This is a genomic window from Prosthecobacter sp. (assembly GCF_014879935.1).
Classification (GTDB): Bacteria; Verrucomicrobiota; Verrucomicrobiia; order Verrucomicrobiales; family Verrucomicrobiaceae; genus Prosthecobacter.
Genome location: NZ_JACSRD010000019.1, coordinates 1 through 3,755, shown reverse-complemented (window position 1 = coordinate 3,755; position 3,755 = coordinate 1). Strand labels below are relative to the sequence as shown.

At 62.4% G+C, this 3,755-nt stretch carries 3 protein-coding genes; all 3 read right to left on the bottom strand.

Going from position 1 to position 3,755, the window contains the following annotated elements:
- Positions 1 to 236 precede the first annotated feature (236 nt).
- Entirely contained in the window at positions 237 to 1,427 is a 1,191-nt protein-coding gene (locus IAE77_RS00230; protein ID WP_294219642.1) for a sialidase family protein, read from the bottom strand.
- 321 nt (positions 1,428 to 1,748) lie between these two features.
- Complete coding sequence (locus IAE77_RS00225; RefSeq protein ID WP_294219641.1) at positions 1,749 to 2,927, bottom strand: sialidase family protein; 1,179 nt, start codon at positions 2,925 to 2,927, stop codon at positions 1,749 to 1,751.
- Positions 2,928 to 2,929: 2 nt separating this feature from the next.
- Positions 2,930 to 3,673 carry an RraA family protein gene (locus IAE77_RS00220; RefSeq protein WP_294219640.1) on the bottom strand — a complete coding sequence of 248 codons (744 nt, stop codon included), beginning with the start codon at positions 3,671 to 3,673 and terminating at the stop codon, positions 2,930 to 2,932.
- Positions 3,674 to 3,755 lie beyond the last annotated feature (82 nt).

Below are 3,755 nucleotides of genomic sequence, written 5' to 3'. Positions count from 1 at the left end.
GTTCCCGGCCTTGAAAGGCCGGGCTACGGCACGTTCGTCGCTCCGCGACTTCCAAACAGGTTTTCAAACGCGGCCCAGTTTTGTTGCGGGCTATTGCCATGGCAGTTTGCCGTGTGGCTCATTGCAGGCGAGTTAGGCGGCTTTGCGTCCGCCTTGAGCAGTGCGACGGCATCGCGCTGCAACTGCCCGATGGTTTGGGTTGTTGTCCAACTTCTGCCATCCAAGCACGGCACCGCTCACTTCTCCTGGAGCCACTCCAGATTGAAGCGGGCGAGGGTGAGGCTGGAGCCGGCGAAGCCGGGCCGGGCGCTGCTGCCGTAGAAGCAGAGGATGGTGCCGGCGTGGGTGACGGCGATGTCGGAGTACATGCTGGGGCCAGGTTCGAGGACTTTGCTGACGGGCCAGGTCTGGCCTTCGTCGCGGCTGAGCTTGACGCTCACGTTTTTGCGGGCGCGGCTTTTGCCGGGCTCGGGCTGGCCTTCGCGGCCGCCTTCGAGGTTGTGGGGATTGGAGAAGAGGATGAGGCTCTGCCCGCCGTGATCGTAACGGACGATGCCGGCCATGCAAATCGGCTCCAGCAGCGCCTCATCGAACTTCGGAGTGCTCCAGTTCGTCGCGCCATCCGGGCTGGTGACGACGAGGCGGCGGTGGGCCTTGGATTCGCTGCGGACATTGAGCATGACGCGGCCGTCGTTGAGCTGGATGGCGACGGTTTCGTTGGGATTGATCCATTCGTCGGTGCAGGGCACGGCGATGTCGCCTGCGTGCCAGGACTTGCCCTGGTCATCGCTGTAGATGGTGGCGGTGACACTGGGGCGGTGCGCATTGCCTCCTTCGCCGGTGGAGAGCCAGACAGGGACGACGAGGCGGCCGTTATTGAGCTGGATGCTGTGATTCGGGCCAGTGGCGAGGACTTTCCAATCGTAGTGCTTTTTAAAAGTGTCGAAGGTGGCGGTGATCTCGACCGGCTTGGACCAGGTGAGTCCGTCATCGGTGCTGCGCTGGTAGAAGGCGCGCTCGTATTCGAGGCAGAAGAGCATGTGGACGGTGCCGTCCTTGTCGGCGATGAGCACGGGGTTGTTGTAGGTGACCTGGGTGGTGTCCACGTTCTTCAGGCGGAGGGCGAAGGGGTTTTTCTGCTTCGGTCCAGGGACGTCGGCGATGCTTTGCGGTGCGCTCCAGGTTTTTCCGTCATCGGTGCTGCGGCGGAGCAGGATGCGGATGTCTGACCAGTCGCCGCCGCCTTTGCGTGCCTCGCACCAGGCAAGGACGGTGCCCTTGGCGGTGACGACGATGCCGGGGATGTGGTAGATGTTATACGCGGGGTCGTCACCGACGGTGAAGAGGTTCTGCTTTTCGAGGAAGGGCTCGGCCGCCGACGCGAGGGCGGCGAGACAGAGCGTGAGGGAGGCGAGGAGGGGTTTCATGAGGGGATGCTGGATGCTGGATGCTAGATGCTAGATGCTGGATGCTGGATGCTGGATGCTAGATGCTAGATGCGAAGGGCGGAGTGACTGTAGCTTGACTCTCAAGTGCCGAAGACCTCTTGCCCGCTGGGTTCGTGGGGCATTTTGTGCGTGGCTGATGGAGCAAAGGATGATGACAGCAGAATGGGTGACAGCAGAAGGATTGAATCTTGAGGGCGTCTGACTGTAGCTTGGCTCTCCAGGGCCGAGGAGTGCGAAGAAGGGCAGAGAGCGGAGCATCTGGCTCGTACCGGAAGGGAGGATTGTTGGATGATTGGACGATCAGTTGGGAGGCCAGAGGATCTTGGCGAGGAGGACGCGGTTGGGCTCATCTTCGCGGCCTTTCGGGAAGGCCATTTCGCTGCTGATGACCCAGGTCTCGTGCGCATTCACATCGACGGGGGCGTAGCCACCGCCGAGATCGACGCCGGTCTCGGGAATGAGCACCTGCTCGGTGGCGCGGATGAGCTGCAGCTTGTCGGGATCGACGCGGGCGATGAAGATGGGGGCGCGATGGCGGAAGACGTGGTCGTTGCTGGCACCTTTGCGGGTGTAGATGAGGTGGAGTCCGTCGCCATGCGTGATCCAGTGCTGCTGGGTGTTCGTGCTGAGCAGCGGCTGGCCGTCGTCGAACTTCCACTCGACGGCGGGCGTGTAGTTCACGCCGTCGTCGCTGCGCGCGACGTGGCCGTTCTGCTCGCCGCGCATGGTGAGGAAGAAGCGGTCTTTGAATCCGCACACGGACGGCTCGTAAAGGCCACGGGGAATGCTGATCGTGTGCTCGCTGCCGTGTTCCGCATAGGCCAGCGTCTCGCCATCGAAGGTGCAGCGTGCCACGACGGTGGTGTAAACGCGTGTCTTCGGATCGGCCCGATAGCGCACGGGCAGCAAGACGTCGCCACCCGGCAGGTCCCAGCGCTGGTTGCAGCCCGCGTTCGGCTCGATGATGGGATGCCCGGCGTGATCCTTCTCCGGCATGGCCATGATCTTCATCTCCGTCCACTGATCCGTGTCGGGTGAATAAACACAGTAGGCCACGCGTTCCTGCGAGCGATCATCCTTCGCGGCGGTGTCCTTGGCTTTGGCGAGGAAGCCGAAGCATTTGCCGGTGACGAGCAGTTTGCCTGTCTTCGCATGCCACTGCGGGCAGATGTCACCCATGACGCGCTCGACGCCATCGGGGAAGCGTTTGCGACTGAGCGCCTCGATGCGTTTCGGCGCGCTCCAGGTCTTCGCCCCGTCGGTGGTCTGGGTGAAATAGATGTCGCGATAGCCATGCGAGCCGCGCTTTTCGATCTCCTGCGTGGTGATGATCACGCGCCCGTCTGGCAGCACCGCAGGCCGCGACTGCGACCAGTGATACGCGCCGGCGCTGGTGAGCACGGTGCTGTTCTCGATGCGGAGGTCGGCGGCAAACAGACCACCACCGACAACGCATAGAACCAAAGAGAGGCCTTTCATGATCACCACTCCCCTTCCCTTTGGAATTTGGCCCTGGCGTTCTTCCCAAACTGCGCGCCGGCTTCGGCGAGGTTGGCGAGAACTTGCTCGCTGCTCAGTCCTGCGCTGCCGCGGGCGGCGGGGATGACGGTCTGGCATTCGTTGGCGTCCATGAAGCGCGAGGCTTCAAGGATTTGCGGCTGCGCCTCGGGCTCGATGACGAGGAAACCGTGCTTGTCGGCGTGAATGAGGTCGCCGGGGGCGATCTTGCGGCCAAAGACCTCCACTTCGCAATCCCAGCGCACCGGATGCACGTGCGCGTGACCGACGCAGAGGCGACGTGCGACCGCTTTGAAGCCCGCGTTGGTCATTTCATCGACATCGCGGATCGCTCCATCGACGATGGTGCCGACGCAACCGAGGGCGCGATGCATGTTGCTGTTCACCTCACCCCAGAAGGAGCCGATGGTGCGCGGCTTGTCGAGATCCTGCACGCAGACGATCTTCGGGCCGGGAATGCTGGCGACGTAGCGGCGATACTCGTTCCAGGCGTTCGGATTCGTCTCGCGGTGTGATTTGTTGCTGGGCTCGATCACAACGGTGATGGCGTAACCGGCCATCGGCCCCATCTGCGGCATGAAGTCGCGTGTTTCCTCGAGATTGAAGCCATCGGCGGCCGGATCGCGCTTCGTGATCTGCTCCCAGCCGTTGTAGATGGTGGGGGTGTTCCAGCGCTTGAGTTGGAGGAGGTCGGAGTGGGGGAGCATGGTTGTAATGACGAAATCAGAATGACGAAGGCGAAGGGCGGATGATGATGGATGATGACAGCAGAATGGGTGACAGCAGAAT

What these genes read in the sequence shown, in the direction of transcription:
- IAE77_RS00220 (WP_294219640.1), bottom strand. Translation starts at nt 3,673, where the DNA reads ATGCTCCCCCACTCCGACCTCCTCCAACTCAAGCGCTGGAACACCCCC.
- IAE77_RS00230 (WP_294219642.1), bottom strand. Translation starts at nt 1,427, where the DNA reads ATGAAACCCCTCCTCGCCTCCCTCACGCTCTGTCTCGCCGCCCTCGCG.
- IAE77_RS00225 (WP_294219641.1), bottom strand. Translation starts at nt 2,927, where the DNA reads ATGAAAGGCCTCTCTTTGGTTCTATGCGTTGTCGGTGGTGGTCTGTTT.